This window comes from Saccharothrix mutabilis subsp. mutabilis, from assembly GCF_039521145.1.
GTDB classification, from domain to species: domain Bacteria; phylum Actinomycetota; class Actinomycetes; order Mycobacteriales; family Pseudonocardiaceae; genus Actinosynnema; species Actinosynnema mutabilis.
Genome location: NZ_BAAABU010000004.1, coordinates 512,400 through 539,340, shown reverse-complemented (window position 1 = coordinate 539,340; position 26,941 = coordinate 512,400). Strand labels below are relative to the sequence as shown.

Genomic DNA, 26,941 nt, shown 5'->3' with positions numbered 1-26,941 from the left:
CGTTCCTCACGTGGAACATGCGAGATCGAACCAACGCCGCGCTGCTGGCCCTGGCCCACCTCGGCGACCGGGAGGCGTGGCACGAACTGGTCCGCCGCCACCTGCGCCTGGTGTGGGCGGTGGCGCGGTCGTTCCGCCTGACCCGCGACGACGCCGCCGACGTCACCCAGGCCACCTGGCTGATCCTGGCCGAGAACCTGACCACCATCCGCCGCCCCGAGCGCCTCACGGCGTGGCTGGTCACCACCGCCCGCCGCGAGTGCCTGGCCGTCCTGCGCACGAGATCGCGCGAGGAGCCGGCCGACCTGCACCTGCCCGACGGGTCGCCGACGCCCGAGGACGCGGCCGAGGCCGCCGACACCGGCACCCGCCTGTGGCGCGCCTACCGCACCCTGCCCGCCCGGTGCCGCGAGCTGCTGCACCTGATCGCCCACGCACCCGAACTGACCTTCACCCGGTTGGCCGAAGCGACGGGAATCCCGAAGAACAGCCTCGGCCCCACCCGCCACCGCTGCCTGGCCGTCCTGCGCCGCCGCCTCGCCCAGGAGACCGCCCGATGACCCCCGACACCGCCGAGCCGCCCCGCACCACCGCCGAGCCAAGCACCCTGTCCGACCACGACCTGCTCCTCCGACTGTCCGACCTGCTCGTCCGCCTGGACCCGACGCCGCGAACCGTTGCCGCACAGGCCCGAGCGGCGCTCACCCGGCGCACCACCGCGGTCCTCACGCGACTGATCACCGACTCCGCACACACCACCGACCACGGCACCGCCGACCACCCCACCGCCCGCACCCTGCGCTTCACCGCCCTGGACGTCGTCCTCGAACCCACCCCCAGCGGCCTGCACGCCACTGGCTTCGCGCACACGGGCACCACGCTCCTCACCCGCTGGCCCACCGGCGCGCACACCACCCCGCTCGGCCCCGGCGGCTACTTCCACGTCGACAACGTCCCCAGCGGCCCGCTGAAGTTCGTGCTGCGCCGGAAAGGCGCACCCGACACCGCCACCCGGTGGTTCGTCGCGTGACACGGTCCGAACGCGAGGGTCGTTCGCCTCTCCGTCCACTCCGGACATCGGCGGTCACTCGATCCGTTGAACACGACGGACTGTGTTCACGGACGGGCGCGACAACCCGGACAGCCGCACGGCACCGCCCTTCCGAGTGGGTTCCGTGGCATATCGTTCGAAAAAGCGGTGACCAGTGCTAGACATAGCAGAACGTCGACCTCGAACGGTCCGACCCGTTCGCCGCAACCGGAACGGTGGTGATCTCCAGTGGCAGTCCCCGACGCGGCGCGCCGCAGCGGATCGCTGCTGCTCCGAGCGCTCGCCGTGGGCGGCTTCGCGACGGTCGCCTGGCTGCTCTCAGGCGGGGTCGCGGCGGCGGACGAGCAGGACCACTCGGACGTGGTGACGAACCCACTCGACGCGGTGAACCTGGCGGTGGACCCGCAGCACACGGCCACGGCCGCGCTCCTGGCGGCGCTCACCGAGCGCGCCCCCGTCGAACTGCCCGACCACGCCGCGCTGACCGCGCACACCGCGCCGATCGTCCTGCCGGTACACACCGCGCCGATCGACCTGCCGGTACACACCGCGCCGATCGACCTGCTGGCGTACACCGCGCCCGCCCTCGGCGGACCGGACGAGGACGACGGCGGGGACGACGGCGAGGACCCGGACGTCCCGGTCTACCAGGACGAGGACGACCGCCAGTACAGCCACACCGGCGGCTCGCACAGCGCCGTCGCGCCGCGGTCGATCTCCAACACCATGCCCGCCGAGCAGTACGAGGCGAAGGTCGCGGCCAAGGCCGCCGCCCGCCAGGCCGCGCTCGCGCCCACGCCGCCGGCGGACGAACCGCCCGCACCCCCGGTCGAGGTCCCGCAGGACCCCGAACCGGCCCAGCCCACCTACCGGCAGCCGGTCACCGAACCGACCGCCACCACTCCCACCTGGGAGAACCCGCAGCCCTTCACGCCGACGCCCGCTCCCCAGCAGGCGCCCGCGCCCACCGCCCCGACCTCGGCGTCGGCGGGCGGTCTCGACGGGTCCGGCGGTCACCGCGGCGGCGTCATCGCGTCGGTCACCGGTCAGGACAGGTTCGCGCCGCCCACCGTCTGGCGGGTCGAGCAGCGGGACGACCGGCGCGCCCCCGGCAGCATCCCCGGCCTGCCGAGCACGTCGCCCGACTGAGTTACGCGGGACCCGTCTGCCCTCGGCCCGGCCGAAGGCCCGCCCGGCGAACCCGCGACCGGCACGTCACACGCCGAACGCACCCGCCCGGAAGCGCGCCGAAGCACGCCGGCAGCACGTCCGCCGCGGACGCCTGCGCCAGGGCAGCACACCGGGCAGTCCGCTCGCGCCACCTCCCCCACCGCACCACCCCAGGCTTCCCGTCCTGCCGACCGCGCCCCGGCAGGAACGGGCACGATCCCGTCGTCGCACTGCCCCTGCGGCGGACGGGGTCCCAGAGGAACCTGCGGCCGGGGACGCCATCCCTGGAGCGTCCCCGCCGCAGGTCCACGGCTCCCGCCGTCGGGTTCCCGGCCCACCGAGGGGCTGCGCCGGGAACCCGACGGCGGCGACACCACCCAGGCGACACCACCCAGGCGACACACCAGGCGACGCGAACCGGGCGACACACCCGGCAGACGCGAACCGGGCGACACGCCGGGTGGCACAACACCACAGCGGTCAGGCGACGGGCATGGTGGCGTCGGCCTCCCCGGCCACGCTCGTCCCCGCGACGGACGCCGCGACCAGGCCCAGCCGCCGCACGGACTCCCGCAGCACGTCGGCCGGCTGGACGTACGGCAGCCGCAGCCACCGCTCGAACCCGCCGTGCGCGCCGAACCGCGAGCCCGGGGCGAGCCGGATCCCGTGGTTCTGCGCCACCACCGCGACCCGCGTGCTGATCGGGGCGTCCAGCTCGCACCACACGCTGAGCCCGCCCGACGGCCGCCGGAACCGCCACTGCGGGCAGTGCTCGCGCAGACCCGCCATCAGCACGTCCCGCTGGGTCGCGAGCAGCGCGCGGCGCTGCGCCAGCACCTGGTCCGGCGCCGCCAGCAGTTCGGCCAGCACCATCTGCTCGACCACCGCGGACCCCAGGTCCAGCGCGGTGCGGGTGGACACGAGCCGGTGCACGACCTCGGGTGACGCCCGGATCCAGCCGACCCGCAGACCGCCCCAGAACGCCTTGCTCGCCGACCCCAGCGTGATCACCAGGTCCTCGGCGTGGGCGGCCATCGGCGGCGGGCCGGCCAGGGGGTCGCCGTCGAGGTCCAGCTCGACCACGGTCTCGTCGATCACCAGCGGCGTGCGGGCGCGGCGGGCGATGTCGGCCAGCTCCGCGCGGCCCTCGGCGTCGAGCCGGTGCGCGGTCGGGTTCTGGAAGTCGAGCACCAGGTACGCCATGCGCGGCGCGGCCTGGCGCAGGGCCGCGGCGATGCCGGGCAGGTCCCAGCCGGTCGACGTCATCGCCACCGGCACGGGGATCGCGGACACCGACTTGATCGCGTCCAGCGCGTTGGGGTAGCTGGGCTGCTCGACCAGCACCCGGTCACCCGGCCCGGTGAGCAGGCGCAACGCCAGCGCGAAGGCGTGCTGCGCGCCGCTGGTGACGATGATCTGGTCCGGCGAGGTGGGCAGGCCGCGGGCGGCGTACCGGTCGGCGATGGCGCGCCGCAGGTCGGGCAGGCCGTGCTCGTAGTAGCCGTGGTCGGCGAGCTGCTCGGGCAGCCGCAGCCGGACCGAGTCGAACGCGGCGAGCAGGCCCGGGATCGCGGGCGGCGCGGCGCGGGCGAAGTCGACCATGCTGTGCCCGAGCAGCGGGGTGTCCGGGACGATGCCCAGCGAGCCGGTGGCCGTGGGCAGGCTGATCCACGACCCGGCCCCGCGCCTGCTGGCGACCAGGCCCTCCTCGCGCAGCTGGTCGAGCGCCGCGGTGATCATCGTGCGGCTGACCGGGAGCGCCTCGGCCAGCTCGCGTTCGGCGGGCAGCCGGGTGCCGGCGGGGAGCCGACCGTCGAGGACGAGCATCCGGATGGCCGCCGCGAGGTCGGCGGACCCCTGGCGGGCACCGCGTCGCCGCCACTCGCCGAGCAGGCGGGCCAGTCGAAAGCCGGATATACGTCCACCCGGTGGGACGTCGTGGTTCATAAGGCCAATTATTGGTCATTGGCTCTGGAAGGCAAGGCCAATCGAAGCTCAGGATGGCCACATGCTCGCCGCCCTTACTCCGGTTCCCGCGACCGTCGCTCCTCTTCGCCGCGTCCCCCAGCTCTTCGCGGGCCTCTGGCTCTACGGGGCGAGCATGGCGCTCCAGATCCGCGCGACCCTCGGCCTGGACCCGTGGGACGTGCTGCACGAAGGCCTGGCCAAGCGCAGCGGCCTGTCGTTCGGCACGGTGACCATGGTCGTCGGCGCGCTGGTGCTGCTCGCGTGGATCCCGCTGCGGCAGCGGCCCGGGGTCGGCACGGTGAGCAACGTGGTGCTGATCGGCGTCGCGGTGGACGTCACCCTGTGGCTCCTGCCGACCCCGTCGGACCTGGTGGTCCGGGCCGTGTTCCTGGTCGCGGGCATCGTGCTGAACGGCCTGGCCGCCGCCGTCTACATCGGGGCGCGGCTGGGGCCGGGTCCGCGCGACGGCGTGACCACCGGGTTCTGCCGGCGGACCGGGGCGTCGTTGCGCCTGGTCCGGACGGTGGTCGAGGTGGCCGTCCTGGGCGCCGGCTGGCTGCTCGGCGGCACGGTCGGCCTGGGCACCGTCCTGTACGCGGTGACCATCGGCCCGCTGACCCAGCTGTTCCTGCCGCTGGTCACGTGGGTCGAGCCGAAGGTCACCGCGGTGCGCTGACGACCCGCTTGCGCACCTCGGTGTAGCTGACGCCCTTCGCGTTCAACACCTCGGCCACGAGGCCCCTGCCGGACAGCAGCGCCAGCACCAGGTGCTCCTTGCCGAGGGTCCCGTGACCGAGGTCGCGGGCCTCGGCGAGGCTGCGCGCGAGCGTGTTCCTGGCCGCCGGCGCGAACGGCAGGTGGCCGCGGAACCACCGCCTGCGCCGGGGCGCGCCGGCCGCCAGCGCCCCCTCGCCCAGCGACCGCTCGACCGACGCCACCACCTGGTCGACGTCGATGCCCAGGCCGCGCAGCGCCGCGGCGTCGGCGTCACTGAGCCCGCCCTTGCGCCGGGCGTCCCGCAGCGCGGCCTCGACCTCGCCGCGCGGCACGTCGAACGACGCCAGCACCGGCGTGTCGAGGAGCGCGAGCAGCAGGTGCTCGGGCCCGATGGCGTCGGCGGAGGCCCGTTCGGCCTCCTTGACCGCGTCCTGCACCGCCTGCCGGGCGTCCCTGGTGAACCGTTCCCCGATCATCGCCCGCCCCCGTGCTTCTTGTGGACGGCCTGCCGGCTGACGCCGAGCTCGGCCGCGATCTCCTGCCACGACCAGCCCCGGTTGCGGGCGTTGCGCACCTGGACGGCTTCGAGCTGTTCGAGCAGCCGGCGCAGTGCGCTGACCGCCCGCAGCCCGACCCGCGGGTCCTGGTCGCCGGCCGCCGAGGCGAGGTCCGTTGCCTCCGTCATGGCGTCAACTCTGGTTGACAGTCGGCCGGTTGTCAACCCAGGTTGACACTAGGCTCGGTGGTGATGCCCGAGATCATCACCGCCGAACGAGCCGGCGTGGGGCTGGACGGCCGGCCGCGCCCCACCGAGGACCGGATCGTCGTGCTGCCCAACGCCGTGGTGGTGCTGGACGGGGCCACCTCGCCCACGCCGGCCGAACGCGACGGCGGCTGGCACTCCCGCGCCCTGGCCGCGGAACTGACCTCCTTGGACGGTGACCTGGCCGACGACCTCGCGCGGGCGATCGGGCGCCTGGCCGACCGGTTCGGCCTGGTGCCCGGCGACTCGCCGTCCAGCACGGTCGCCATCGCCCGCTGGACCGACGAGACCGTGGACGCGCTGGTGCTGGCGGACAGCCCGGTGGTGGCTTTCGGCGCGCGCACGGACGTGCTCGCCGACCACCGGCTGCGCGACCTGCGCGGAAAGGTGAGCCGGATCACGGACTGGCGCAATCGCGAAGGCGGGTTCTGGGTCGCGGAAGCCGATCCGGCCGCGGCGTACCGGGCGGTGCGGCGGACCTGGCGGCGTGACGAGGCGCACACCGTTCTGCTCGCGACCGACGGGGTCTCTTGTGGAGTGGACGACTACGGCTTGTTCGCCGATTGGCGGGAAGTGTTGGACATCACGCTCGCAAAAGGACCGGAAGCGGTCCTGGACGAGATCCGCGCGGCGGAGGCGGGTGATCCGGAGCGCACCCGGTGGCGTCGCTCGAAAGTGCACGACGACCAGGCGCTGGCGGTGGTCCGGTTCTGAAAAGCGAAAAACCCACTCGGGATCGAGTGGGTTTTTCGCGAATGGTGGCCAGGGGCGGGGTCGAACCGCCGACCTACCGCTTTTCAGGCGGTCGCTCGTACCAACTGAGCTACCTGGCCAGGTATGCGGCTCGGCCGAACAGCCGAACAGCCTTGCGACCCAGACGGGACTTGAACCCGCGACCTTCGCCGTGACAGGGCGACGCGCTAACCAACTGCGCCACTGGGCCTTGCTTTTCCTACTGTACTACGTGCCCCCAACGGGATTCGAACCCGCGCTACCGCCTTGAAAGGGCGGGGTCCTAGGCCGCTAGACGATGGGGACCAGTTCCTCCGGCAGCCCTTGGGCCACCTTCTTCCCAGGCCCTCCACGCTGTCCGGTGGAAGCATCGTAAGCATAGGGCACGAGTCCCCCCTACTCCAAAACGGGGGTCCCCCAAGTCGTTGACCTGCGATTCCACCGCCCGCCGGCCGGGTCGTCACGGCTCTTGCGGGGCGGCGAGCACCTCCAGCGCGGGCGGGCACCACTCGTCCGTGGCGAGACCGGGCAGGACCAACCGCCACACCTCCCGCATCCGTTCGGGGAAGTCGGCGCAGCGGCACGTGGCGCTGGAGATCAGGCGGGCGCCGAGCGCGGCGGAGGTGAGGGTGCGGGCGGCGGCCTCCGGATCGACCCCGGGCCGCAGCTGGCCCGCGTCCCGGGCGGCGAGCAGCAGGTCGCCCAGGACCTTCTCCCACCGCAGGTGCGCCGAGGACAGGCCGGGGTAGCCGACGTCCCGGTCGGCGGCGAGCCGGACGCCCGCGCGCAGCACGACGTCGCGGGACAGCAGCGAGACGGCTTCCTCGAACAGCCCGATCAGCGTGCGCAGGGGGTCGAGGCCCCGGTCGCGCCACTGCCCGGTCAGGCGCGGCCAGGTGTCGTCCTGGACCTGGACGATCGCCGACGCCAGAGCTTCTTTGGACGGGAAGTGGAAGTAGAACGCGCCTTTGGTGACGCCGCTGCGCTCCAGGATGGCGCTCAACGGCGCCGCGTCGTAGCCGAGGCGGTCGAACTCCTCGGCCGCCGCGCGGAGGATGGCCTCCCGGGTGGCCAGCGCACGGTGCTGCGGGGACATCACGGGGCTCCGAGTGGGTCGGTGCGGTGCGGTGCGTGCACAGCCTCGGGCGCGCGTGCGACGGGCGCAAGCAGCGGGCGGCGCGGATTGCCCCGAAATAGACCGCTCGGTATGTTTCGAAGCGGCCCACCCGAGACGCGCTTCCGGGGGGTGTGCGTCTCGGGTGGGCCGCTCGGCTCACCGCTGAACGGGCGGCGGGCCGCCGTCCTCGCCCGGTGACAGCCCGAGCATGTCGAGCAGCAGTCGGCAGTCCTCGGCGCTGGTCGCGCCTCGTGCCACCGACAACCGCGCGCGGTGGACCTGCTCGTCCGAGATCCGCGAGGGTTCACCGGTCCGCTGCGCGGGCACCCCACCGCCCGGCCTCGACATGATGTCGTCCTGGTTCCACAGGAACTGACGCACTTCTAGGGACCCGCTCATGACGCCTCCCCGACTTGAGGTTGGCGCGAGGCTAAGCGAGCCCGTCGAACCACCGCAGCCCCCCGCAGAGTGATTCCAAGGCAACGGAGGGTCACTTTCCGTGTAAACCACTTGGTGTCAAGCGGCCCGTGATGTGCTTGGCGCGAACAAGCGAGAGGGTGAACCCATGACCGAGCCGAACCCGCGGCCGACCGACCCCGAGACCACACCGGAGCCCGCGGAGGCAGCCAAGACCGCTGCACCGACCGCCGCGGGCGAGGCCGCCGAACCGACGCCGGCGGAAGCCGAGGAGCCGACCGCCGCCGCCGAGCCGGCCGGCGCTGAAGCCGCCACCGGGGCTGAACCCGCCGAGCCCGCCGCCGCCGAGCCCGCCGCCGCGGCTGGGCCCGGAGCGCCGGCCATCGACGCCACGGTCACCGAGGCCTTCAGCGCCGGACCCGCGGTCGATCCGCAACTCCTCTTCGGCAGCCTCAACCTCGCCGCCATCGAGGCCGACATCGAGGCGATGATGAGCGACAAGATGTCCGAGCTGGACGGCATGCTCGCCGGCCTCGAAGAGCTGGTCGTCAGGCTGGAGAGCGAGATCACCGGCCTCGAAACCCCGCCCGACGACACCACTACCCCCTAGGGGTATATCCTCGGACCGAGCACCCCGGTCGAGAGGATGGGAACCATGTCCGTCACCACCTACACCGTCAGCGGCATGACCTGCGGCCACTGCGTCAGCTCCGTCACCGAGGAGCTGACCGCCGTGGAGGGCGTGACCGGCGTGGACGTCCAGCTCGCCACCGGCGCGGTCACCGTGACCAGCACCCGCGAGCTCAGCCGCGACGAGGTGGAGGCCGCGGTCACCGAGGCCGGGTACGCGCTCGTCGGCTGAACCGACACCCCCGTCGTGGGGGATTTTCCGGACCACCGCACGAAGTCGTGGCGGGTTGGCTTGCATCGACTAGCTGAAGATTCTGGCCCAACCCACTCCCCAGGCCACGGTGCACGTGCAACAATCCGAATTGCTGACACACCCCCGGTCAGCGCCTGTGGAGATCCCCTCCGGCCCCCGCGTTCCTCCCCCTGGCGCGGGGGCCTCTCCATGCACACGACTGTGACCCATGCCACACTTTGCGGCGTTCCGCAACTCAACCGTTATCGTGGCGCGGTGCCTCTTGGATCCCTAGGACGCTCGAAGTCAGGTCGGCATCGCCCTCCGCAGAAGGAGCAGGAGGAGATCCTGCCGGACGAGGAGCTGACCTCGTACCTCGCGGCGCTGGCCCCCGACACCGACGCGGAGACCACCGCCTCGGGCGGCAGCTTCGGCAACGCGCAGGTCTACCAGCTCCGCCTCCAGCTCATGGCCAACGAGCAGCTCAAGGAGCTGGCCGCCGAGCGGCAGACGTCGCCGCAGGCGCTGGCCACCGAGTGGGTCATGCAGCGCCTGGAGTGGGAAGCCCGCCAGCGCGGCTTCTAGCGACCCCGATCAACGCCGAGAGGCCCCCGACCGCAACCGGTCGGGGGCCTCTCGTGCGAAAGCGATCAGACCTTGCGGACGTTCTGGGCCTGCGGACCCTTCGTGCCCTGGCCGATCTCGAACTCGACGCGCTGGTTCTCCTCCAGGGTGCGGAAGCCGCCGCCCTGGATCTCCGAGTAGTGCACGAAGACGTCGGGACCGCCGTTCTCCTGGGCGATGAACCCGAAGCCCTTCTCGGCGTTGAACCACTTGACCGTGCCCAGTGCCATGAACCTGCCTCCATCGCAGGAAAGCTTGGGGCTGCACCGTGCAACCCCGGCCGTCCCGGGGCGTCCCCCCACCGCCTGCGGCGGGGACGGCACGCCCGCGTGTCGTTCCGCGAGCGTGTGACACGAACACAGAAACCACGGCCTGCGCACGCGAGCGTATCGGTTGACCACCCGCAGCACTACCACTGAACGAGGAGCTACTTCTCGGTGACCTGCGGGGGATCGGGCAGCTCCACGCCGGCCTGGCCGATGTTGCGCTCCAACGCCTTGCGCCACTCGCCGCTGCCGACCATCTGCTCGATCGCCGAGCTGACCGCGGCGCGGCCGGCGGCGTCGTCCTTGGCCAGGCCGACGCCGTAGCGCTCGGTGGTGAAGGTGTCGCCGACCAGCTTGAGCAGCTCGGGGTTCTCGGCGACGTACCCGGCGAGGATGACCTCGTCGGTGGTGACGGCGTCGACGTTGCCCGCGAGCAGCGCGGTCACGCAGTCCGAGTACTGGCCGTACTCCACCAGTTCCACGTCCTGCGCGAACTCCGAGGCGACCTTCTGCGCCGACGTGGACCCGGTCACCGAGCACAGCCGCTTGCCGTTGAGCGTCTCCGGGCCGGTGATGTCGTTCTCCGTGTAGCGCACCAGGACGCCCTGGCCGGTCTGGAAGTACGGGCCCGCGAAGGACACCTTCTCCTTGCGCTTGTCGGTGATCGAGTAGGTCGCGACGACGAAGTCCACCGCGCCGTCGGCGATCAGCTTCTCGCGGTCGGCGGAGCGGGCTTCCTTCCAGGTGATGCCGGACTCGGGCACGCCGAGCTTCCCGGCCACGTACTTGGCGACCTCGACGTCGAAGCCGACGAACTTGCCGTCCAGGCGGCGCTGCCCGAGGCCCGGCTGGTCGAACCGGATGCCGATGGTCAGCGTGCCGTCCTCGGCCTTGCCCTTGAGCGTGTCGTCGCTCGCGCCGCCGCAGGCGGACGTGAGGAGGAGGGCGGCCACCGCCGCGGTCGCGGGCAGCAGTCGTCGGAACAGCATGGGCTGCGAACCTTCCGGGTGCTTGGGTACGCGGTGCGGATCTACGCACCAGACGTTGTTCATGCTAAGCACCGGTATTGAAGATCCTTATGCGACGAAGGTCTCATCAGCGCAATCCGCTGGACCGTTCGGAGCACGAATTGGTGTGACGTCGAACAAATCCCTATGGCAGCAGGGAGCGGCGCGGCACCGCGCCCAGCCCGAGGCGTCGCACGGCCCGGTTCACGTGGCCCTCCGGGACGCCCCAGCGGATCGGCGGCGGCACCAGCAGGGCGGCGGTCCGGGCGGCGCGGAGCACGGCCGTGGCGACGGGTTCGGGGTACGGGCGGTGGCCGTGCAGGGCGATCGCCCACGGCGGCAGCACGGAGTACGCGAGGTGGCCCAGCAGCGGCTCGTAGGCGTCGAGGCCGAGGCGGAGCAGGCCGTTGACCGGCGGGCGGTGCAGGAACCGGTAGACCACCTCGGAGTCCTCGGTCCGGCGCAACTCCGGGAGGGTCGCGGCGAAGTAGTCGGCCATGTCGGCGGCGGTGCCGGGGACCTCGTCCGCGTGCAGCCCGACCAGTTCGGCGGTGCGGCGCTGCTCGTCGTAGTACTTGTCGACCTGGGCGTCGGTGAGCCGGTAGCCCGCGCGGCGCACGACGGTGACGAACGAGTGGACCTCCGCGCAGTGCACCCACAGCAGCAGTTCGGGGTCGTCGATGCGGAACCGCCGGCCGGACTCGTCCTTGCCGCGCAGCATCCGGTGCACCATGCGCACCTTCGCGGCGGCCTCCTCGACTTCCTTCGTGGTGCCGTAGCTGACGGTGCCGACGAAGTTCGCCGTCCGCATCAAGCGGCCCAGCGGGTCCTCGCGGAAGTTGGAGTTCTGCACCACCCCGGCGACCGCGCGCGGGTGCAGGGCCTGGAGGTAGAGGCTGGAGATGCCCGCGACCCACATCGCCGGGTCGGCGTGCAGCTGCCACGTCACCGTGCCCGGTCCGAGGATCCCGACGTCCACCGGCATGGTCCCGATCGTGTCACAGCCGGCGCGCGCGGCCGAGGGTCGAGCGGTGATCGGCACCCGGGAGGCCGCGTGCGAGGTGCGCCGGCTCCCCGACCGCATCGGGTGACCCGCGCGCCCCACCCGTAACGCGGTAGGCCACAAGAGCGATTCCACGTGGCACCGTGGAGTGCCGTCTGGAGCGGGTACTGGGATGAGCAGACGACTGGTCTTCGCCGGCGCGATGGGCGTGCTGGCGTCCGGCGCGCTGTTGACCCTGGCGATCGCCGTGGACCAGCCGCGCCCGGTCGACGTCCGCAGGGTGGACCTGAGCCCCGTGCAACCGGGCATGCTCAGCGCCACCCACACGACCACGCTCGCCGTGCACCCGCCGGACCGCCGGGAACCGACCACCGGTCCGGTGGAGCCGCGGCCGGTGGTCCCGGTGACCGCCACGCCCGTCCCGGACCCGCCCGGCAGCACCACCCGGCCGACGCCGCCGGGCAGGAAGCCGCCGGGGAAGCAACCGCCGGGGAAGCAACCGCCGGGGAAGCAGCCGCCGCACCGCAACAACTGCGACCGCTCCTACCTGACCGACGGCCCGTGCGTGCCGTGGTTCTTCCCACTGGACCCCCGCGCGGCCTGCGAGTGGCTGCGCGCGCAGGGGCTGACGAAGATCGAGGTCAAGGGGCGCGACCGGCACCACCTCGACCTCGACCTCGACGGCGTCGCCTGCGAGTGGGACGACGACCGGCCCACCGGTCGCGGGCTGCGCGTGGACCGCTGACCGCGCCCTAGTGGTCGCGGTCCGCCAGCCGGTCGATCGCCCCGCCCACCCGGTCGGCGAGCAGGCCGACGGCGCCGACCGCGCGGCTCACCGGGTCGTCGTCCGCGCCGCCCAGGGCCTGCGCCCGCAGGTAGGCGGCCTTGACCTCCGTCCACCGCCGGGCCTGCTCGGCGGTCAGGGTCCCGCGCAGCTCGGCCAGCTTGAGCAGGTTGGCCTCGGCGCCCGAGGTCAGGGTCTGCGCCTCGCCCAGGTAGTGGTCGTCGATCACGGCCATCAGCTCGGCGTCGTTCATCACCGGGACGACCTTCTCCGCCAGCTTGTTCATGTTCCGGTACGAGCCCTGGAGCTGGAACGGCGGCTCGACCCGTGCGGCGTCCGACTGCGCCGCCGACGCGATGTAGGCCTGGTTGTTGGCCAGCACCACCTCCTGCACGCGCAACAGCTTGCGCAGCACGGACAGCACCTGCTCCAGCTCGACCGACGTGTACGGGTGGCTGAGCTGGTCCGACCGGACCTCCTCGCCCCGCGCCATCCGGACCAGCAGGTCCACGTCCCCGCGGTCCCTGGTGGACAGCGGGGCCAGCACGGCGTTGGAGGTCAGCGCGTTCTCGATGTAGCTCAACGCGAACAGGTCCTCGCGCCCGGACAGCACGTCGCCCAGGTTCCACACGTCCGCGCGGTTCGCGAGCATGTCCGGGATGCGGAACCGCTGCCCCGACTCGGTGTACGGGTTGCCGGCCATGCACACCGCGAACCGCTTGCCGCGCAGGTCGTACGTGCGCGTCCGGCTGTCCCACACGCCTTCCATCCGCCGCTGGGCGTCGCACAGCGAGATGAACTTCTGGAGCAGCTCCGGGGACGTGTGCTGGATGTCGTCCAGGTACAGCAGCACGTTGTTGCCCGCCTCCAGCGCGAAGGAGATCTTCTCGACCTCCTGCCGGGCCGTCGCGTTCGGGGCGTCGGCCGGGTCCACGCTGGTCACGTCGTGGCCCAGGGACGGGCCGTTGACCTTGACGAAGACCAGGCCCAGCCGGTTGGCCACGTACTCCATGAGGGTCGTCTTGCCGTAGCCCGGCGGGGAGATGAGCAGCAGCAGGCCCATCTGGTCGGTGCGCTTGTCCTCGCCCGCCGCGCCGAGCTGCTTGGCCAGGTTGTCGCCGATCAGCGGCAGGTAGACCTCGTCCAGCAGGCGGTTGCGGACGAACGCGCTCATCACCTTCGGCTGGTACTCCTCCAGCCGCAGCCGCCGCTTCTCCGCCGCCACGACCTCGTTGCGGTGCCGCTGGTAGGCGCGGAAGGCGGGCACGCGCTCGGCGCGGAACCGGCGGGTCCGGGCCAGCAGCTCGTCCAACCGGAAGTCCAGCTCGCGGTCCACGATCCGCGGGTGCGTGCCGAGCAGTCCGTCCACAGTGGACTTGAGCTGGGCGGACGACTCGTGGCGCGGCAGGTCGCGGCACAGCTCCAGGGCGACCGCCTCGGGCAGGTCGGGGTCGTCCCGGCCCGCCAGGAACGCCCCGTACCAGCCCTCCACCAGCGCTTTCCGGTCCGCCGGGTCGGTGAGGGCGCGCAGGTCGTCCTCGAACTCCTTGCGGTTGCCCAGCGCCCGGTGGAACGCCTCGGTCAGCGCCCGCGCGCCGGCGCTGGTGGCGAACCCGAACGGCGCGCTGCACAGCTCCTCGAACAGGTACTCGCCGGCCAGCGGGTCGCCGGGCTGTGCACCACCGATCCGAGCAGCCAGTTCCGCGCACAGCTCGTCGATCGCGGACGTGTGCCCGAACACCGACCGCGCCCGTCCCAGCGACGACGCCCGCCGCGTCCACCGGTTGCGGGACTCCTCGTCGGCCGCCGCCCAGTACAGCTGGGCCGCCGCACGGGCGGACGGCGGGTAGCGCAGCACCCCGGCGCCGGCGTGCAGGCGCAGCACCGCGTCGAGGATCCTGGCGGCGTCGTGGTCGTGCACGCCGCGCTCGTAACCCTCGTCCAGCCGGGTCTCGGCGACCTCGCGGACCAGGTCGAGCAGGCGGCCGTCGGTGACGGCGGCGTGCAGGCCGTCGACCGGCTGCTCGGCGAGGATCGACGCGGCCAGGTGCTCGCCGCGGTAGACCTCGGCCGTCTCGGAGACCAGGAGCTGGTCCCAGAACGGTTTCGTGGCCGCGAAGGACTCGTCGCGCACCGGGGCGCGGTAGTCGGTGCCGGTGATGGCGAACGACAGCGCGCCGTCCTTGGGCACCAGGGTCAGGTCCACCGGCTGGGTGTTCACCGCGAACCGGTGCCGACCCAGCCTGATCGTCTCGCCGTCGAACAGGTCCAGCCGGTCGCGCAGCGCGCGCCCCGCCTCCTGCCGCGCGGCGAGCACCCGCCCGTCCAGCTCCTCGGCGCGGACGGTGTCGCCCAGGTCGCGCAGCTCCGCCGCGATGGACCGGATCTTGGCCACCATCGGGTCGGACGCGAAGTAGGTGTTGACCTCGTCCAGCGACCCGAGCCCGGCCACCCGTCGCGCGACGCCGGTCAGGATGCGCTCCGCCGAGTCGGCCAGCCGGTCGGCGCGCCGGGACCGCTCGTCCAGCAGCGCCTGCTTGCGCGAGGAGAACGCCTCGTAGACGTCGGTCCGCTTGGCGCCCAGCTGGGCCAGGAAGTCGTCGAACTCGCCGAACCGCGTCTCCAGGTTCTCCAGTTGCAGCAGCAGCCGGCCGAGCTGCTCGTCGCAGGCGGCGGGCGTGTCCGCGACCGCGAGCGCGCCGGTGATGGCCTGCCCGAGCAGCGCGAACTCGGCCGCGAACTCGGCCCGGCCTTCCGTGGCCAGCAGTTCGCGCCGACGACCGTCCACGGTGGCCCGCGCGCGGTTCAGCCCGCCGAGGACCTCGCCGATGCGTTCGAGGATCGAGGTCCGGACCGTGGCGTCGGCGATCTCCAGCGACCCGACGACCTCGGTCAGCACCTCCAGCCCGCGCCGGCGCTCCGCGAGTTCGTCGGTGACCGGCTTGGCCTCGGCGACCGTCCGCACCGCCTCCGCCTTGGCCACCAGCTCCTCGACCTGCTCGTGGTAGCCGGTGAACGCGTCGTCGCGGCGCAGGTGCTCGACCGCGCGCTGGGCGGTGGACCCCAGCTCCTCGTCCAGCTGCGCGGACAGCTCCTCGATCCGCCGGAGGTCGACGTACCGCAGCTCTTTCAGGGTCACCAGGTGGCCCTGCGCGCCGCGCAGGTCGGCGAGCTGGCGCACCCACGCGTCCGCGCTCACCGGCACCTCGCCGCGGGTGCGCCGGACCATCGACGCGACGCCGTCGGCGGCCTCGGCCAGCGCCGCCGCGGCCTGGTCGGTCAGCGCCTGCACGGTCTCGAACTCGTCCAGCACCTGCTCGGCCGTCGCCCGGACCTCGGTCAACGGCGTGCGCAGGTCGCCCAGCTCCGGGTCGCCCAGCCAGTGGTAGGAGTCGAACACCCTGGTGCAGGAGGCGATCAGGTCCTCGAAAACCGCCACCGACGGCGCCATCTCGCCGACCATCCGGCTCACCGACAGGCAGTCGGAGATGCCGCGCACCAGGTCCGCGTTGCCGACCCGCTCCAGCGGACCGGTGCCGGCCGGCTGCGCGGCGGCGTAGGTGTCGGACAGGTACGGCGTCTGCCACACCTGCATCGGGTGCACGCGGGTCGGTTCCTCGCTCAACGCCCGGAAGACGACCAGCGTGCCGTCGTCGAACAGCGAGTACCCGTGGCACGGCAGCGGGTTCGCCACTTCCTTGCGGATCACGTTGTAGGGCAGCAACAGCGAGCGGCCGTCGCGGCGGGCGTGGAAGACGTAGAGCACGTCCTCGCCGTTGGTGGACCGGATGACCCGTTCGAACTCCAGCTCGTCCACGGCGGTGTCGAACGTCTTGCTGACACCGGTGGCGAGGTAGTAGCCGCCGGGGAAGATCAGGCCCTGGTCCTCCGGGAGCCGTTGGCACGCCTGGCCGACGCCGTCCAGCCGCACGACGCTCTTGGTGCGGGTGTTGAACACCAGGTGCCGCCACGCGGTCTCTTTGTACGGGCGCACGCGCAGGAGGATCTGCGACCCGACCCGCGCGTACTCGACGTCCGCGTCGGCCAGCGACTGCAAGGGCTCGTCCACCGGCTCGCGGTAGATGCCCTCGCCGGTCTCGGTGTTGTTCTCCACCTTGATGGTGAGGTCGCCGCCGACGGTCTCCACGAAGACCTCGTCCTCGATGGAGATGTGCGGGTGGCGGCCCAGCACGTGGTGCTCGCGCGCGGTGGGCGTCCACTCGAAGTCGTGCGACGGCGGGAAGACGTGGTCGCGCTCGCCCCGGTTGTCCAGGTACTTCACCGTGCCGTCGGTGCCGACCTGCCAGCGCAGCACCCGGATGTCCTCGGTGCGGGCGCCGGTCTGGAAGACGGCGAGCAGCTTGCCCTCGACGCGGCGCAGCTGCATGAGCCGGGTGTCGCGGTAGTACCGGTACAGCTCGGCGAAGTCGCGTTCGAACTGCGGGTCGTCCAGCAGGCCGGGCAGCTCGGCGCGGTCCGCGTCCTCGAACCGGAACGCGTCGCCGTCGCGGGTGAACCGGTGCAGCGAGAAGACGTCGTCGATCGTGGTCTCCGGCTTGAGGCCGATGAACACGTTGTAGCCGAACAACATCAGCCCGGCTACTTGGACGACGTCGCGTGGCACGCAGTTGTTCTCGGTGCGGATGCGCTCGGTGCCCAGCAGCGCCAGCTCGGCGCTGCCGAACACCTCCAGCCGGCGCGCGTTGAGCGCCTCGGCCCGGCGGGCGAGCCCGGCGGCCTGGTCGGCCAGCCGGGCCCGCAGCACCTCGTACGTGCCGGCGTCCAGGGTCGCGGTCGGCGATGCGTCCCGCGTCACGACTGGGTTGGTCATGACCGGGTCGGTCACGACTGGCCGGCGAGCGCGGCCACCGGCCGTTCCGCGACACCCAGGCGCTGGGCCGTGGCCAGCAGCTCGCGCATCGCGGGGGCGTCCGGACCACCGGAGTTGATCAGCTTGAGCAGCAGGGCGGACACGGTGACGTTCTTCAGGTCCTCGGTGCCGAACGAGCCGAGCACGCGGCCGATGTCCTGGGTGAAGTCGGACTTCCCGTTGAGCCACGACGCGCCGAGCGTCCTGGCCACGTCGGAGTGCTCCACGAACCCGTCGACGCTCTTGCCGGCCGTGACCGCGCCGACCACCCGGTCGAAGAACATGGTCTCGCCGCCGACGATGTCGATGTCGGCCTTCTCCAGGCCCGCGGCCAGCACCATCGCCTGGGACTCGGCGATCTGCCGCTGCACGTCGATGCCGGCGAGCCGGACCTCCTTCTCGGTCTCCAGGCGCAGGCGGTACTCCTCGTGCTCGCGGGTGGCGCCGTCCAGCGCGGCCATCGCGTTCGCCTTGTCCGCCAGGCCCTCGGCCTCGCCCTTGAGCTTCTCGCGGATCGCCTCGGCGGCCACCAGGGCCTTCTCGCGCTCCACCACGGCCTCGGCGCGGCCGACCTTCTCCAACGCCTCGGCGTCGCGCTCCCGGACCTGCACGTCGGCCATCTTGACCTGCACGTCGGCCAGGCCCGTCGCGGCGGCCTCGGCCTGCCGGCCCTCGGCGAGCCGGATCATGGCGCGGGTGTCCAGCTCGGCGGCCTGCTGGCGCGCCTCGGCGAGCAGGAGCTCCTCGCGGGCCTTGAACTTCGCGGCGGCCTCCGCGGCCTCGGCCGCCTTGATGTCCTTGACCAGGTTCTCCTGGGCCTCGGCCTCGGCGGCGATGATCGTGGTCTGGCGCAGCCGCTCCGCCTCTTCCAGGGCGCGCAGCTTCTTGATGTTCTCTTCCTGCTCCGCCACGGTCTTCTCGACGGCGATCCGCTCGCGGACGACCTCGGCGATGGCCCGCTTCTCGCCCTCCAGCTCCTTGTCCTTGGCGATGCGGGTCAGCTCGGTCTCGCGCTCGCGGCCGATGACCTCCAGCTGGCGGTCCTTCTCGATGCGCTCGCTCTCGATGGCGATGACGCGCTCGCGGTTCTTCTCCGCCACCGCGATCTCGCGGTTCTTGTTCTCGTGCTGGATGCCGAGCTGCTCCTCGGTGCGGATGTGGGCGGTGCTGGCCTTGAGCCGCTCCTCCGCCTGCACCTTGGCGATCTCGGCCTCCTCGCGGGCGCGCATGGTCTCGACCTCGCGCTTCTGCTTGATCTCCGCGTCGGCCTTGCGCCGCTCCAGCTCCAGGATCGCCTCGCGCGCCTCGACGTTCTGGCGCGTGATCTCCTTCTCCTCGCCGCGCTGGTACTCGTTGGTGCGGACGTGCTCGATCGCGGTCAGCTCGGTGATCTTGCGGATGCCCTGCGCGTCGAGGATGTTGCTCGGGTTGAGGTGCTCCATCGGCGTCTGTTCGAGGTAGTCGATCGCCGCGTCCTCCAGGCTGTAGCCGTTGAGGTCGGTGCCGATCACCTCGATGATCCGGTCGCGGAACTCGTTGCGGTGGGTGTAGAGGTCCACGAAGTCGAGCTGCTTGCCGACGGTCTTGAGCGCCTCGGAGAACTTGGCGTTGAACAGCTCCTGGAGGGTCTGCTCGTCGCTGGCGCGGGCGGTGCCGATGGCCTGGGCGACCTTGATGACGTCCTCGACGGTCTTGTTGACCCGCACGAAGAACGTGATCCGGATGTCCGCGCGGATGTTGTCCTTGCAGATGAGGCCCTCGTGGCCGGCGCGGCGGATCTCGATGGTCTTCACCGAGATGTCCATGATCTCCGCGCGGTGCAGCACGGGCAGGACGACCGCGCCGGTGAACGTCACGTCCACCTTGCGCACCTTGGAGATGATCAGCGCCTTGCCCTGGTCGATCTTGCGGAACAGGCGGCTGATCATGATCAGCAGCGCGATCAGGACGACCAGGGCGACGGCGATGAGGACGCCGAAGCCGGTGGTGATGACTCCCATCAGTGCTCCCCCAACGGGTAAGTAGGGATCGGGGCGACCCAGAAGAACTCGCCGTCCTGGTCGTAGTCGAAGATCAGCGCGGACATGCCCGCGCGCAGGTCGTCCGCGCCCGCCTGGCGCACCTGGACGATCGCCGAGGAACCGTCGGCGGCGGTCACCTCGGCCTGGCCGAACGCGGTGGTCACGGTGCCGGTCCGGATCACGCAGACCCGGCCCACGAAGTCGGCGCGGGACGCGTCGGGCAGCACCGGGAACAGGCGGCGCAACGGGATCACCGCCACCCGGGCGGTCCCGAACCCGACCACCAGCGACCCGAGCAGGACGGCCACGTCGTACCCGTCCACCAGGGCCGCGCCGGCGAGGCAGGTGAACCACGCGACCGGCACCAGGAGGGAGAACACGACGCTGGACGGCACGCCACCCAGCCCGTAGGCCAGTTCCACGCCGCCGTCGAGGTCCACCCCGAACGCCGCGAACACCCAGAACAGCACGACGGCGGCGAGCAGGATGGTGAGCAGGACGGTCGGGAAGGCGAGCGCGGCTGCGAAGAACTCCCCCATGCACCCCCCTCTGTTGGCGGGACTGTATCCCGCCAATTGCGGCTACGGAGGGTGAATCACGCAACGCGTTCGAACGGATACGCAGCACTTATCCCAGCAACAGACCGGAAACTCTCGTGTCGGGGTTGCCGCCGTAGCTGACGACCGCGCCGGCTTCGTGGGGCATGGTGCGGATGCTCATGCCGGCGAAGCCCTCCTCCGTCACGAACCAGCCCCACGTGGTGAGCCAGCCGCGGTCGTCGTCGGGCATCGGGTCCAGGACCGGCCGGACCCGTTCCTGCACCACGTGCGGTTTGTGCGCGCACTCGTCCAGCAGGGCGTTCCACTCGCGGTCGTCGTGCAGCCAGCCGGCGTGGACGCCGGTTCCCGCGAACTCGCCCGACGCTTTGAGGAGGAGGTTCTCGCGGTTCGCCCGGACGTGGTCCCGGTCGACGTCCTCCAGTTTGCGGGTCCAGGGCAGGAGGCGGTCCACCAGGGCCTGTTCGTCACGGTCGAGGTCGGCGGTGGAGAGCAGGGCCAGCGTGGACTTGTAGCCGTAGAGGTAGCTCGACAACGGCGTGAACACTTCGGTCTTCGTGCCTTTGAGGAAGGCTTCCGCTTTGCCGACGGCTTGTTCCGGGTTGAAGTAGCGGACGACCACGTCCAGCTTCGTCCCGTTCAGGTACAGGTAACCGTTGCGTTCGGTGAGGTCTTCCAGTTCTCCCAACAGGATTTCCCGGCCCAGTCGCCGGCAGGACTCCTGGAGCGACGCGAAACCCTTGGCGTACTTGGCGAGCATGCCGCCCGCTTCCAGGAAGGCCGTGGTGCCGGGTTTGATGGCGCGCAGGAGTTTCTCGACCGGGTGCACGTAGTCCAGGTCGCGCGCGAAGTCCCGCATGGTCGGGCTTTCCTTGATGGCGCGGGCGATGTCGCCGAGGTCGGTGCCGCCCAGTTGGCTGCCGGAGTTGAACTCCAGCAGCTTGAAGCCGTCGGTGGTCCGGTAGAGGTCGGCCCGGCCGTGGAACGGGGGCGGGTCGGCGGACATGAGCGCGGCTTGTTCCGGCGGCACGCCCAGGGCATCGGCGCACCGGGTCAGGCTGCCGCCGAACAGCCTGCGCGGCAGGGAGAGCAGGAGGTCGTGGAAGCGGCGCACGTCCTCGGTCACGCGGTCGGCTTCCGCGCGGTCCAGGAAGAACGGGCGGGGCGCCAGGCGGTGGCCGTACACGGCGTCGAGGGCGGGTGGCAGGTCGAGGTCCGCCATCACCCCGTGCAGGCTCTTGTCGGCCAGGAACGCCCGCGTCAGGTCCACGCGGCACATGATGTCGGCTCGCGGGCGGGGTGTCGCTGCGGGGCCCCGCTGTCAGGCCACGATGCCGCGCAGCACCACGTGGAAGGCGCGGGCGGGCCGGAAGTCCGGCCGCGGGTTGGCCAGCTGGTTGGTGAGCAGGCCGTCGACCGTGGCGAGCAGGAGCGCCAGGTCGGCGGCGGGGTCCTTCGAGCCGACCGCGCTGATGATCGGCACGGCCCACTCGGCGATCCGCTGGTGGGCCTCGGCGATCCGCCTGCCCAGCTCGGGGCGGACCGCGGCGTCCACGAAGACGGCGTGCCGGGCGAGGGTGAGGACGCGTTCGGCGGCCAGCTCCTCGACCACGCGGCCGAGTGCGTCGGCGAGCTTCTCCGGCGTGGAGACGTCGCCGGACAGGGTCTGCCACAGCTCCCGTTCGCGTTCGAGGAGGCGTTCGACGACCCCGCCGACCAGCGCGTCCCGGGTGCGGAAGAGGTTGGAGGTGGAGCCCTCCGGCAGGCCGGCCCCGGCGTCGACGGCGCGGTGGGTGAGGGCGCGGGGGCCGGCGGTGCCGAGCACGCGGATGGCCGCGTCCAGCACCTGCTGCCGTCTCGTCACGAGTCGTGACACTACACCCGTAGTCAGCCTGACTACATCCGTAGTACGGTCCCCGGCATGAGAGCAGCGGTGATCGGCGGAGGGGTGGGCGGCCTGGCCGCGGCCATCGGGCTGCGCCGGGCGGGCTGGGACGTGACCGTGTTCGAGCGGTCCGCCGGCCTGCCGGCGACCGGGACGGGGCTCGGGATCTGGCGGGACGCGATGGCGGCGCTGGACCGGCTCGGCGTCGGCGACCGGGCCCGCCGGGCGGGGCGTCGGCAGCCGGAGGGGACCGTTCGCAGGCCCGACGGGACCGTGCTGGGCCGGTTGGGCGCGGACGTGCACCTGCTCACCCGGCCGGCGCTGCTCGGGGTGCTCGCGGACGCCCTGCCGGCCGGGGTGGTCCGGTTCGGCGAGGCCGTGACGTGGCAGGGGTGCGACCACGACCTGGTGGTGGGGGCGGACGGCATCGGCAGCGGGGTGCGGCGGTCGCTGTTCGGCGTCGAACCGCGGCCGTCGGGCTCGGTCGGGTGGCGCGGGACGGTCGACTTCGCGGTGCCGGCGGGCGGCGAGACGTGGGGCCGCGGGGTGAAGTTCGGCCTGACGCCCCAGGCCGACGGCCGCACGAACTGGTACGCGCTGACCGCGCCGGACGGTGACCTGACGGCGTTCTCGACGTGGCACGACCCGATCCCGAGGGTGCTCGCCGAGAGCCGGGACGTGCTGCGGCACAGCCTCGACTACCTGCCGCCGCTGCGGACGTACGTGCGCGACCGGGTGGCGCTGATCGGCGACGCGGCGCACGCCATGACGCCCGACCTGGGGCAGGGGGCGTGCCAGGCGATCATCGACGGCCTGGCGCTGGCGACGGCGTTGGCCGCGGGTGACGTCGCGTCGGGCCTGCGCGAGTACGACCGCGTTCGGCGACGGACGACCCAACGCCTGGTGAAACGCTCCCTGCTGCTCAACCGCCTGGCCCGGGTCCGCCGTCTCGTGCCCGTCCGCGACACGGCCCTGCGGATCGCCCTGGCCCTGGCCCCCGCCCCGTCGTGGAGCGCGGACCTGGAACCCGACGAACTGGCCGGCTAGTTCCCTTCCTGCGGGAGCTACCCGGGTCGGCGGAAGTTCGTTCGGCCTGCGGGACCTACTTGGCCTGCGGGAGCTTCTTGGTCTTCCGGGGCGCGGAGGGCGGCGGGACGACGGGTCCGATGTCCCCGTCGGGTGCCGTGTCGAGGTCCACGATGACCGGGGCGTGGTCGCTGGGCCCGGTGCCCTTGCGGGCGTGGCGGTCCACCCAGGCGGCCTTGGTGCGGGCGGCCACCGGTGCGGAGGCGAGGACCAGGTCGATGCGCATGCCGAGGTCCTGGTGGAACATACCGGCCCGGTAGTCCCAGTAGGTGAAAACGCGTTGCCCGGGCCACCGGTCCCGCACGACGTCCTTGAGCCCCAGCGCTTCGAGCTGTCGCAGCGCTTCGCGTTCGGGGCCGGTGACGTGGGTGTGGCCCACGTAGGCGGCGGGGTCGAACACGTCCTCGTCCGCGGGCGCGATGTTGACGTCCCCGCACACCATCACCTGGTCCCCGGACTCCCGCACCACGTCCCGCAGGGCCGCCAGCCACTCCAGCTTGTACCGGTAGTGGTCGGAGTCGGGCTCGCGACCGTTGGGCACGTAGACGGAGAAGACCCGCACACCCCCGCACGTGGCGGCCACCACCCGCGCCTCCGGCTGCGGAAACCCGGGCCCGTCCGCCATCCCGGCCACGACGTCGGCCAACCCGACCCGGGACAACACCGCGACCCCGTTCCACCGCCCTTCCCCGTGCGCGGCGAACTCGTACCCGAGCCCGGCCAACGGCTCGCCCAACAGCTCGGCGAAGGCGTCGTCGGCGAGCTTGGTCTCCTGCAGGCACACCACATCGGGCCGCCGCTGCTCCAACCAGGGCAACAACCGAGGCACCCGCTGCTTGACCGAGTTGACGTTCCACGTGGCCACCCGCATCCCCCCAAGGTAGTGCGCAAGTGACCCCACCCACACCCCGGACCCACCCACACCCACCACGTGCGAGGACCTCGGTAAGCTGTCCCACGGGCCGCTAGCTCAATTGGCAGAGCAGGAGACTTTTAATCTTCGGGTTCAGGGTTCGAGTCCCTGGCGGCCCACCAGTTCTCCCTGCCCCGCTCGATTCAGTCGAACCCCTCGGGCGAATGCGGAGCGATGCGGCGCGGGTCTCTGGCCGCCGGGTCTCGTGTGGACGCCAGGCGGGCGGTGTCGGGTTGACCGGCGTGGCGAGTGCGGGTTGGTGATCAGCCACGTTCACCCAGGCGGTCTGTGGGTTGTGGTGTGGGTCATCGGGGGGTCAAGGGGGCGGCAGGATTCGGTGGGGGTGTGTCAAAGGGGCGTTGTCGAGGCGTGTTCGGCGCGGCGGGTGGGGGTCTGCTTGCCGTATGACGCTTTCCGACATCTTGCCCACGTTGGCCCATTCCCTGCACCCCGCGCCCGATCCACGGTTGTGGCCCTCGGTGGACGATCGGTTGTTGCGGTGGATCGCCGCCACGTTCGGCACGCCCACCTACGTGATCGACGAGAACGAAGTGCGGCTACGGTGCCGGCGGGTTCGGGAGGTGTTGGGCGGGGTTCGGGTGGTCTACGCCAGCAAAGCGCTTTCGTGCAAAGCGGTTCTGCGGTGGGTTCATGAGGAAGGGTTGTGGTTGGACGTCTGTTCCGCCGGGGAGCTGGCCGTGGCGCGGGCCGCCGGGGTGCCGGACGAGAAGATCCTCTTCCACGGCAACGCCAAGACACCCGAAGACTTGAAGGCAGCCCATGGCGTCGGACGGATCGTGGTCGATTCCGTGGACGAGTTGGAGCGGATCGCCGACGCCAAGGTGTTGCTGCGCGTCCTGCCGGGGATCGCCGCCGACACGCACCCCGCGCTCGCCACCGGCGACACCGGGCAGAAGTTCGGGTTGGGTGAGCACGACCTCGGACGAGCGCTGGAGGTCCTCGACGGGCGTCCGGACCTCGAACTGGTCGGCCTGCACTGCCACATCGGCTCGCAGATCCGGCACGTCGCCACCTACGAGCAGGCCGCCCGCCGCATGGTCGCGCTGATCGCCCGGCTCGGTCGCCCGATCCGCGAACTCGACCTGGGCGGCGGGTTCGGGGTGGCTTACACGAGCAGCGAAACGGACTTCGACCTCGTCGGGTTCGCCGACCGCGTCACCCGGGCCATCCGCTACGAGTGCGCCCGCCACCGCGTCGAACCGCCCCAACTGATCGTCGAACCCGGCCGTTCGATCGTCGCCAAAGCCGGGATCACCCTCTACCGGGTGACTTCCGTGAAGCACCCGTTCGTGGCGGTCGACGGTGGCATGGGCGACAACGCCCGCCCGGCCCTCTACGGCGCTCGCTACCAGCCACGACTGCTCCGCGACGGCGGCCCGACGACGCGGGTGACGCTCGTCGGACGGCACTGCGAGGCCGGTGACGTGATCGGCGATCTAGACCTCCCGAGGGACGTTCACCCGGGTGACGTGATCGCGGTCCCGGTCACCGGCGCGTACCACCACTCGCTCGCCTCGAACTACAACCAGGTGTGCCGCCCCGCACTGGTCGGCGTGTGGGACGGCACGACGCGCGTCCTGGTCCGGGCGGAGACCGAGGAGGACCTGCTCCGCCGCGACCTCGGCTAGCGGGTCACGCTCGGCGCGTCCACGGCCCAGTACCAGTTGTTCCCGGCGTCATAAAGGCGCCACGACACGAGCATGCGCTGCGCACCGCTCGGCACGGCAACGTTCAGCGACACGGTCCCGGCAATCACATCGGCGGTCCCGGAGCCGTAAGACAGCACCGTGCGCTCCGCGCCACCGTCGAACGCCACGGTCACCGATGCGCGCTGCGGGTTCTCATGACGGTAGTGGGAGCCGAACTTCACCGTCACCGAGGACGCGCCGGCCACGTCGTACCCCGGCGAGGACAGCGTCGAGTCGAACCGGCCCAACGTGGACGGCGCGCCCTTGTCGTCCCACTCGTCCGGGTCGGCCACGGCGAACACGCCGCGCGCCCGCACGTTGGCCTCGCGGTGCTGGCCGGGCGCGATGCGGGTCCAGAAGTCGTCCGTGGTGAACGACCAGCCCTGCCACTCCGCGACACCCTGCGGCGCGGTGGTGCGGACGGTCCAGCCCGCCGGGGCGTCGTGCGTCCACCCCAGGACCGACGCGGGCACGCCCGTCTCGTCCTGGCGCGGCTTGAGGGTCACCGACTCGAACGGGTCGGCGGGCGCGGCGCCCAGGGCGTGCCCGTCGAGGGCCGCGGTGACGCCCAGGTGCCGCAGGGCGGTGGCCGCGACGTCCACGATCTTCGGCTGCGCGGTCGGCGTGCCCAGCGGGACGCCGCCGCCGGCCGCGATCACGAACGTCATGCGCTCCTCGGGGCTGTCACCGCCGTGGCCGCCGGTCGGGGTGTGGCCGTGGTCGGTGGTGAGCAGGATCAGCCAGTCCTCGTCGGCGTAGTCGGGACGGCTTTCCACGGCTCGCAGCAGGCGGCCGACGTGGGCGTCGTCCGCGCGCAGGGACGCTTGGTACTGCGCGGAGTCCGCGCCGTGGTTGTGGCCCGCGATGTCGGTCTTGCCGAAGTAGACGAACGACGCGTCGGCGGCGTTCTGGGCGAGGTGCTTCTCGGCGTCGGCGGCGACCTTCTCGTCGGAGCCCTCGTAGCCCAGCGCGTCGCCGTCGAGGACGAACTTGCGGTCCTGGCCGGTGCGCAGGATGTGGTCGGAGATGGGCTTCCAGTCCACGGCGGCGTACGTGTCGAGCGTGGGCTTGGCGGTGTTGGCGCGGGCGAGCCAGCTCGGGAAGCCGCTCAGGGCGTTGCCGGCGAACGAGTTGTCCTTGACCTTGTGCCGGTCCGGCCAGACGCCGGTCAGGATGGTCGACCAGCCCGGACCGCTGACGGTGGGCGCCATGCCCGTGCCGTAGAGGACGCTGCGGGACGAGTAGCCGCGCTGGGCGAGCGCGTGGACGTTCGGGGTGTCGGCGGCGAGCAGCTTGTCGTACCGGGCTCCGTCGAGGCCGATGACCAGCACCTTCGGTGTCTTCGGAGCGGCGTCCGCGGTCGGGACGGCGACCACGGCGGCGACCAGCGCCAGAGCCAACGCGAGTTTCCCTCGCACC

The 26,941-nt window shown here is 72.0% G+C and carries 26 protein-coding genes and 4 tRNA genes; 12 read left to right on the top strand and 18 right to left on the bottom strand.

Annotation, left to right across the window (positions count from 1 at the left end; all coding sequences use genetic code 11):
* Positions 1 to 17 precede the first annotated feature (17 nt).
* The 3 genes from ABD126_RS13605 (at position 18) to ABD126_RS13595 (ending at position 2,200) form a co-directional block, all read left to right on the top strand.
* A complete protein-coding gene (locus tag ABD126_RS13605; protein WP_343934134.1) occupies positions 18 to 560 on the top strand; it encodes an RNA polymerase sigma factor in 543 nt (180 codons plus the stop codon).
* Positions 557 to 1,030, top strand: a complete 474-nt coding sequence (locus tag ABD126_RS13600; RefSeq protein WP_343934133.1) for a hypothetical protein — start codon at positions 557 to 559, stop codon at positions 1,028 to 1,030. The genes ABD126_RS13605 and ABD126_RS13600 overlap by 4 nt, the downstream gene beginning before the upstream one ends.
* Positions 1,031 to 1,279: 249 nt before the next feature.
* Entirely contained in the window at positions 1,280 to 2,200 is a 921-nt protein-coding gene (locus tag ABD126_RS13595) for a hypothetical protein (RefSeq protein ID WP_343934132.1), read from the top strand.
* A gap of 501 nt (positions 2,201 to 2,701) precedes the next feature.
* Here the strand turns inward: ABD126_RS13595 and yczR are convergent.
* Positions 2,702 to 4,168 (bottom strand): MocR-like transcription factor YczR, encoded by a 1,467-nt coding sequence (gene yczR, locus ABD126_RS13590; protein WP_343934131.1) that lies wholly within the window; start codon positions 4,166 to 4,168, stop codon positions 2,702 to 2,704.
* Between the two features lie 61 nt (positions 4,169 to 4,229).
* Between yczR and yczE the strand changes: the two genes are divergently transcribed.
* The gene (gene yczE / locus ABD126_RS13585) at positions 4,230 to 4,865 is read left to right on the top strand and encodes a membrane protein YczE (RefSeq protein WP_343934130.1); all 636 of its coding nucleotides are present in this window, start codon (positions 4,230 to 4,232) and stop codon (positions 4,863 to 4,865) included.
* On the opposite strand, the gene ABD126_RS13580 is transcribed toward yczE, so the two are convergent.
* Positions 4,849 to 5,382 carry a Clp protease N-terminal domain-containing protein gene (locus ABD126_RS13580; RefSeq protein ID WP_343934129.1) on the bottom strand — a complete coding sequence of 178 codons (534 nt, stop codon included), beginning with the start codon at positions 5,380 to 5,382 and terminating at the stop codon, positions 4,849 to 4,851. The genes yczE and ABD126_RS13580 overlap by 17 nt on opposite strands.
* On the bottom strand, positions 5,379 to 5,591 hold the full coding sequence (locus tag ABD126_RS13575; RefSeq protein ID WP_343934128.1) for a helix-turn-helix domain-containing protein: 213 nt from the start codon (positions 5,589 to 5,591) through the stop codon (positions 5,379 to 5,381). Before ABD126_RS13575 ends, ABD126_RS13580 begins: the two co-directional genes overlap by 4 nt.
* Before the next feature lie 63 nt (positions 5,592 to 5,654).
* On the opposite strand from ABD126_RS13575, the gene ABD126_RS13570 reads away from it, so the two are divergent.
* Positions 5,655 to 6,383 (top strand): PP2C family serine/threonine-protein phosphatase, encoded by a 729-nt coding sequence (locus ABD126_RS13570; RefSeq protein WP_343934127.1) that lies wholly within the window; start codon positions 5,655 to 5,657, stop codon positions 6,381 to 6,383.
* A gap of 42 nt (positions 6,384 to 6,425) precedes the next feature.
* On the opposite strand, the gene ABD126_RS13565 is transcribed toward ABD126_RS13570, so the two are convergent.
* From ABD126_RS13565 to ABD126_RS13545, 5 genes are all read right to left on the bottom strand, one after another.
* Positions 6,426 to 6,502 (bottom strand) — tRNA-Phe (locus ABD126_RS13565).
* 36 nt (positions 6,503 to 6,538) lie between these two features.
* Positions 6,539 to 6,612, bottom strand: a tRNA-Asp gene (locus tag ABD126_RS13560).
* 22 nt (positions 6,613 to 6,634) lie between these two features.
* Positions 6,635 to 6,707, bottom strand: a tRNA-Glu gene (locus ABD126_RS13555).
* 154 nt (positions 6,708 to 6,861) lie between these two features.
* The gene (locus ABD126_RS13550) at positions 6,862 to 7,497 is read right to left on the bottom strand and encodes a ScbR family autoregulator-binding transcription factor (protein ID WP_343934125.1); all 636 of its coding nucleotides are present in this window, start codon (positions 7,495 to 7,497) and stop codon (positions 6,862 to 6,864) included.
* Positions 7,498 to 7,674: 177 nt separating this feature from the next.
* Positions 7,675 to 7,917, bottom strand: a complete 243-nt coding sequence (locus ABD126_RS13545) for a hypothetical protein (RefSeq protein WP_121224536.1) — start codon at positions 7,915 to 7,917, stop codon at positions 7,675 to 7,677.
* Positions 7,918 to 8,083: 166 nt separating this feature from the next.
* Here ABD126_RS13545 and ABD126_RS13540 point away from each other — a divergent pair, with 166 nt between their 5' ends.
* The 3 genes from ABD126_RS13540 (at position 8,084) to ABD126_RS13530 (ending at position 9,382) form a co-directional block, all read left to right on the top strand.
* Positions 8,084 to 8,545 carry a hypothetical protein gene (locus ABD126_RS13540; RefSeq protein WP_343934124.1) on the top strand — a complete coding sequence of 154 codons (462 nt, stop codon included), beginning with the start codon at positions 8,084 to 8,086 and terminating at the stop codon, positions 8,543 to 8,545.
* 45 nt (positions 8,546 to 8,590) lie between these two features.
* Positions 8,591 to 8,797: a heavy-metal-associated domain-containing protein gene (locus ABD126_RS13535; protein ID WP_343934123.1), complete on the top strand. Its 207-nt coding sequence runs from the start codon at positions 8,591 to 8,593 to the stop codon at positions 8,795 to 8,797.
* 276 nt (positions 8,798 to 9,073) lie between these two features.
* Complete coding sequence (locus tag ABD126_RS13530) at positions 9,074 to 9,382, top strand: hypothetical protein (RefSeq protein WP_343934122.1); 309 nt, start codon at positions 9,074 to 9,076, stop codon at positions 9,380 to 9,382.
* 65 nt (positions 9,383 to 9,447) lie between these two features.
* Here the strand turns inward: ABD126_RS13530 and ABD126_RS13525 are convergent, their stop codons facing one another.
* The 3 genes from ABD126_RS13525 to ABD126_RS13515 form a co-directional block, all read right to left on the bottom strand.
* Positions 9,448 to 9,651: a cold-shock protein gene (locus ABD126_RS13525; RefSeq protein ID WP_121224525.1), complete on the bottom strand. Its 204-nt coding sequence runs from the start codon at positions 9,649 to 9,651 to the stop codon at positions 9,448 to 9,450.
* A gap of 197 nt (positions 9,652 to 9,848) precedes the next feature.
* Positions 9,849 to 10,676, bottom strand: coding sequence for a glutamate ABC transporter substrate-binding protein (locus tag ABD126_RS13520; RefSeq protein WP_343934121.1), 828 nt, complete (start codon positions 10,674 to 10,676; stop codon positions 9,849 to 9,851).
* Between the two features lie 163 nt (positions 10,677 to 10,839).
* Complete coding sequence (locus ABD126_RS13515; RefSeq protein ID WP_343934120.1) at positions 10,840 to 11,679, bottom strand: oxygenase MpaB family protein; 840 nt, start codon at positions 11,677 to 11,679, stop codon at positions 10,840 to 10,842.
* Positions 11,680 to 11,869: 190 nt separating this feature from the next.
* Here ABD126_RS13515 and ABD126_RS13510 point away from each other — a divergent pair, with 190 nt between their 5' ends.
* Positions 11,870 to 12,442 carry a hypothetical protein gene (locus ABD126_RS13510; protein WP_343934119.1) on the top strand — a complete coding sequence of 191 codons (573 nt, stop codon included), beginning with the start codon at positions 11,870 to 11,872 and terminating at the stop codon, positions 12,440 to 12,442.
* Between the two features lie 7 nt (positions 12,443 to 12,449).
* Here ABD126_RS13510 and ABD126_RS13505 read toward each other — a convergent pair whose 3' ends face one another.
* From ABD126_RS13505 to ABD126_RS13485, 5 genes are all read right to left on the bottom strand, one after another.
* Complete coding sequence (locus ABD126_RS13505; RefSeq protein WP_343934118.1) at positions 12,450 to 17,312, bottom strand: DNA repair ATPase; 4,863 nt, start codon at positions 17,310 to 17,312, stop codon at positions 12,450 to 12,452.
* 11 nt (positions 17,313 to 17,323) lie between these two features.
* On the bottom strand, positions 17,324 to 19,351 hold the full coding sequence (locus tag ABD126_RS13500; RefSeq protein ID WP_343934117.1) for an SPFH domain-containing protein: 2,028 nt from the start codon (positions 19,349 to 19,351) through the stop codon (positions 17,324 to 17,326).
* A complete protein-coding gene (locus ABD126_RS13495; protein WP_343934116.1) occupies positions 19,351 to 19,911 on the bottom strand; it encodes a hypothetical protein in 561 nt (186 codons plus the stop codon). The genes ABD126_RS13500 and ABD126_RS13495 overlap by 1 nt, the downstream gene beginning before the upstream one ends.
* 88 nt (positions 19,912 to 19,999) lie before the next feature.
* A complete protein-coding gene (locus ABD126_RS13490; protein WP_343934115.1) occupies positions 20,000 to 21,199 on the bottom strand; it encodes a hypothetical protein in 1,200 nt (399 codons plus the stop codon).
* A gap of 51 nt (positions 21,200 to 21,250) precedes the next feature.
* Positions 21,251 to 21,793 carry a TetR/AcrR family transcriptional regulator gene (locus ABD126_RS13485; RefSeq protein WP_343934114.1) on the bottom strand — a complete coding sequence of 181 codons (543 nt, stop codon included), beginning with the start codon at positions 21,791 to 21,793 and terminating at the stop codon, positions 21,251 to 21,253.
* Between the two features lie 57 nt (positions 21,794 to 21,850).
* On the opposite strand from ABD126_RS13485, the gene ABD126_RS13480 reads away from it, so the two are divergent.
* Complete coding sequence (locus tag ABD126_RS13480) at positions 21,851 to 22,861, top strand: FAD-dependent monooxygenase (RefSeq protein WP_343934113.1); 1,011 nt, start codon at positions 21,851 to 21,853, stop codon at positions 22,859 to 22,861.
* 55 nt (positions 22,862 to 22,916) lie between these two features.
* On the opposite strand, the gene ABD126_RS13475 is transcribed toward ABD126_RS13480, so the two are convergent.
* Complete coding sequence (locus ABD126_RS13475) at positions 22,917 to 23,771, bottom strand: exodeoxyribonuclease III (protein ID WP_343934112.1); 855 nt, start codon at positions 23,769 to 23,771, stop codon at positions 22,917 to 22,919.
* Positions 23,772 to 23,859: 88 nt separating this feature from the next.
* On the opposite strand from ABD126_RS13475, the gene ABD126_RS13470 reads away from it, so the two are divergent.
* Positions 23,860 to 23,935, top strand: a tRNA-Lys gene (locus ABD126_RS13470).
* Between the two features lie 282 nt (positions 23,936 to 24,217).
* Positions 24,218 to 25,462 carry a diaminopimelate decarboxylase gene (gene lysA / locus ABD126_RS13465; RefSeq protein ID WP_343934111.1) on the top strand — a complete coding sequence of 415 codons (1,245 nt, stop codon included), beginning with the start codon at positions 24,218 to 24,220 and terminating at the stop codon, positions 25,460 to 25,462.
* Here the strand turns inward: lysA and ABD126_RS13460 are convergent.
* A complete protein-coding gene (locus ABD126_RS13460; protein ID WP_343934110.1) occupies positions 25,459 to 26,940 on the bottom strand; it encodes an alkaline phosphatase family protein in 1,482 nt (493 codons plus the stop codon). The genes lysA and ABD126_RS13460 overlap by 4 nt on opposite strands.
* Position 26,941 lies beyond the last annotated feature (1 nt).